The 4391-nt window shown below is 63.5% G+C and carries 3 protein-coding genes; 2 read left to right on the top strand and 1 reads right to left on the bottom strand.

The features are described from left to right. Positions 1 to 868, bottom strand: an 868-nt coding sequence (galK, locus tag ACYVDE_RS15555; RefSeq protein ID WP_460502455.1) for a galactokinase, incomplete at its 3' end; no start/stop codon positions are given. Positions 869 to 1170: 302 nt separating this feature from the next. On the opposite strand from galK, the gene ACYVDE_RS15550 reads away from it, so the two are divergent. Further along, positions 1171 to 3228: a HelD family protein gene (locus ACYVDE_RS15550; protein WP_460502454.1), complete on the top strand. Its 2058-nt coding sequence runs from the start codon at positions 1171 to 1173 to the stop codon at positions 3226 to 3228. Positions 3229 to 3389: 161 nt separating this feature from the next. Continuing rightward, the coding region (locus ACYVDE_RS15545) for a glycoside hydrolase family 53 protein (protein ID WP_460502453.1) at positions 3390 to 4391 on the top strand (1002 nt) is incomplete at its 3' end.

The following is a 4391-nucleotide window of genomic DNA, read 5'->3' as shown; positions in this document are numbered from 1 at the left end:
CGGCTTCGAGGTGGCGGCAGGCGGCCTCTACGCGGGCGTTTTCCTGCACCACGTAGGCGCAGCGGCGGAACACCGTGCCGCCCATTTCGCTGCGGTGGGCTTCGAGCTGCTCCATCGTAGCATCGCGCAGGGCGGCGATGTGCGGGTAGTGCTGCTGGAGCACCGCCACGCCGCGCTCGCACTCCTGGCGGCGGGTGTTGTATTCGCTGGAAGCCAGGCTGTGCTTCACGCCCGAGTTCACGAGCACGATGCGGCACGCCGAGGTGTCGAAGGGGAAATACTGGTAATCGAGCGAGCGGCAATCGAGGCGCACCACGTGGCCGGCGCGGCCGAACACGCTGGCAAACTGGTCCATGAGGCCGCACTGCACGCCGGCGTAGGTGTGCTCGGCCAGCTGGGCCATGCGGGCCAGCTCCATTTTCTCAAAACCGGTTTTCAGCAACTCGTTCAGCGCGAAAGCCAGGCCGCACTCCACGGCGGCCGACGACGACATGCCCGCGCCCATGGGCACGGTGCCGGCCAGCACGCAGTCGAAGCCCGGCACGGCCACGCCGCGCAGCTGGAACTGCGCCGCCACGCCCAGCAGGTAGTTGGCCCAGTGCGTTTCGGTGGGGCTGATGTCGGCGGCGTTGGGCAGCTCTAGGCTTTCGCCGAGGTCGTGGGCGTAGAGACGAATTTGCTCGCCGCCGTTCAGGCCCACGGCAAACACCATCTCCTTATCGACGGCGGCCGGCAGCACGAAACCGGCGTTGTAGTCGGTGTGCTCGCCGATGAGGTTGACGCGGCCGGGGGCGCGCACCAGCCGCGGCGCGTAGCCGTAGCGTTGTTGAAAATCGGCCTGCACGGCCTGAGCCAGAGAATGGGACATGGAGCGAGAGAATGAGGAAGCAAAATGCCGTTGCCAGCGGCCAGCCATATTACGCAAGCGGGGGCGAAAATGCCGGCCCGCCGGGGTTTCGGCGCCGAAAAGTACGGCAGGCCGGGCGCATTTGCACAATCGTTTGTGCATAATGTAATTCCGCTTACCTGCGCTGGCGGGCGCGGCCGGGCCGGTTGTGGCTGGCTGCTACGCTCCTACCCCGCGCGCTGGCCGCCCAGGAAAGCCGGCTACCGGCCCGGCCCGAATTCAGCCCGACCTTTGCTCCCCATTAACCAGAAATAGTACGCGGGATGAACGCAACGGAGCACGAGGAACGGGAATACCTGGAGGAAATGAAAGAGAAGCTGACGCTGGCCATCCGGCGGATTGACGGCGACGTGCGGCAGTTTTCGGACGAGCTGCGCGAGAAGAAGCAGTACATCCACGAGCAGCAGTCGGGCATGGACGAAGCCGACATGGTGGCCGCCGAGCAGTCCATCAACCGCATGGCGTTTACGGGCGAGGCGGCGGTGGGGCGCAAGCGCAAGCTGCTCAAACTGAGCCAGTCGCCGTACTTCGGGCGCATCGATTTTGCGCCGCAGGGCCGCGGCAAGGGCAAGTGGCCGGTGTACATCGGCATGTATTCGTTTGTGGACGACCAGCGGCGGCAGAGCCTGATTTACGACTGGCGGGCCCCCATTGCGTCGATGTTTTACGATTTTGAGCTGGGCGAGGCGGCCTTCACCGGCCCGGCCGGCGTGGTGCCGGGCACCATCGACCTGAAGCGGCAGTACAAAATCCGCGACGGCCGCATGGAGTTCATGATTGAGAACGGCGTGAACATCCTCGACGACGTGCTGCAGCGCGAGCTGGCCAAGTCGTCGGACGACAAGATGAAGAACATCGTGGCCACCATTCAGCGCGACCAGAACGCGGTGATTCGCAACGAAACGGCAACGGTGATGGTGATTCAGGGCGTGGCCGGCTCGGGCAAAACCTCGATTGCGCTGCACCGCATTGCGTTTTTGCTCTACCGCCACCGCGAGAGCATTCGGGCTAAGGATGTGCTCATTATCTCGCCCAACAAGGTGTTTGCCGACTACATCTCGAACGTGCTGCCCGAGTTGGGCGAGGAGCACATTCCGGAGCTGATTATGGAGGAGCTGGCGGCCGATTTGCTGGCGCACCAGCACCCGTTCCAGACGTTTTTCGAGCAGGTATCGGCGCTGCTCGACAAGCCGCACCCGGCCTTTATCGAGCGCATCCGCTTCAAGTCGTCGTTCGAGTTTCTGGGCCAGCTGAACCAGTACCTGCTGCACGCCGAGAACAACTACTTCACGGTGAAGGAGCTGCGCGTGGGCCGCACGGTGGTGCCGCTGCCGTGGCTGCTGGCCAAGTTCAAGACGTTTCACCGGGTGCCGCTGCTGAAGCGCTTCGCGCTGGTGGCCGAGGAGGTGCGCGCCTACGTGCGCAACGCCGTGGGCCGCAAGCTCAGCAACCACGAGAAAAGCACCATCGGCGAGGCCATTCCGCGCATGTTCCGGTTTCATCAGCCGATGGATTTGTACCGGGATTTCTACCGCTGGCTGGGCCGGTCCGAGCTGCTGCGCCCCCTGCCCGACCAGCGCCTTGAATACGCCGACGTGTTTGCGTTCATCTACCTGAAAATCCGGCTCGAAGGCATCGCGGCCTACGACCACGTGAAGCACCTGCTAGTGGACGAGATGCAGGACTACACGCCCGTGCAGTACGCCGTGCTGGAGCGCGTATTCAGCTGCCGCAAGACTATTCTGGGCGACGTGAGCCAGACCGTGAACCCCTACAGCGCCTCCTCGGCCGAAACCATCGAGCGGGTGTTTCCGCAGGCCGAAGTGGTGCGCCTGAACCGCAGCTACCGTTCCACGGTCGAGATTACCACCTTCGCCCAACGCCTCGCCCCTAACCCGGACATTCTGCCGCTGGAGCGCCACGGCCCCGCGCCCACGGTGACCGGCTACACCAGCGAAACCGCGGAATTACAGGCCCTGCAGGCGTTGATTACGGAGTTCAAAAATTCCGGCAACCACTCGCTGGGCATCATCTGCAAAACGCTGCGGCAGGCCGAGCAGGTGCAGCAGGCGCTGCCCGAAGCGGGCCTGCACCTGCTCACCGAGGAGTCGACGCACTTCAAGGAAGGCGTCGTCCTCACCACCGCTCACCTGGCGAAGGGGCTGGAATTTGACGAGGTCATCGTGCCGTTTGCCTCGGCCCGCACGTACCACACGGCCGTGGACAAGAGCATGCTGTACGTGGCCTGCACCCGCGCCATGCACCGCCTCACGCTGACGTATGCGGGCGAGGTTTCGCCGTTTTTGGATGAGAACAGGTAATTCCTGAACGTCATGCTGAGCGTAGTCGAAGCATCTCTACCGCTGTAGTAATCAATGCCGACTGCAACGAAGCAGTAGAGATGCTTCGACAAGCTCAGCATGACGTTATTTTGCCTTTAACACAATCGTTTAACTCAGGTAACTTACTCCACACTATTACCATGAAACACCTTTTCCTATTGCTGACCCTGCTGGCCGCCCTCGCGCCGCCGGCCCGCGCCCAAACCACCGCGCCCTTCGCCAAAGGGGCCGACGTGAGCTGGGTAACCCAGATGGAGCAGTCGGGCTACCGCTTCTACAACGAAGCCGGCACGCAGCAGGACCTGTTTCAGCTGCTGAAAGGGTACGATATGAACACCATCCGGCTGCGGGTGTGGGTGAACCCGGTCGGCGGCTGGAGCAACCCGGCCGATGTGCTGGCCAAAGCCTTGCGGGCCCAGGCGGCGGGCTACCGCCTGCTGATTGACTTCCACTACAGCGACGAGTTTGCCGACCCCGGCCGCCAGAACAAGCCCGCCGCCTGGGCCGCCTATTCGTTTCCGCAGCTGCTCACGGCCGTGTACGACCACACCAGCACCGTGCTGCAAACCCTGAAAAACAACGGCATCACGCCCGAATGGGTGCAGGTGGGCAACGAAACCAACGACGGCATGCTCTGGCCCGACGGCAAGGCCTCGACCAACATGGCCCAGTTTGCCCAGCTGTTCGACCGCGGCTACGCGGCCGTGAAAGCCATCAGCCCGACCAGCAAGGTGATTGCACACGTTTCGAACGGCTTCAACGTGAACACCTCGCGCTACATTTTTGGCGGCCTCACGAGCAACGGCGCGCGGTTCGACGTGATGGGGTTGTCGCTCTACCCGAGCATTACCGACTGGCCCACGCTCACGGCGCAGTGCCAAGCCAACATGAACGACCTCGTGGTGCGCTACCCCGGCAAGGAGGTGATGTTGGTAGAAACCGGTATGACGGCCGATGCGCCCATTCCGACCCAGCAAATGCTACTCGACCTGCAGGCCAAAACCCAGGCCGTGCCCGGCGGCAAGGGCCTCGGCGTGCTGTACTGGGAGCCGCAGGCCTACAACTGGATGAACTACGGCCTGGGCGTCTGGAACTCCGCCGGCCGGCCCACCGCCGCGCTGCGCGCCTTCCGCAACGTGCCG

The organism is Hymenobacter agri (assembly GCF_054778495.1).
Note: the sequence above shows the minus strand (reverse complement) of the source record. Positions and strands in the feature narration are given on the sequence as shown.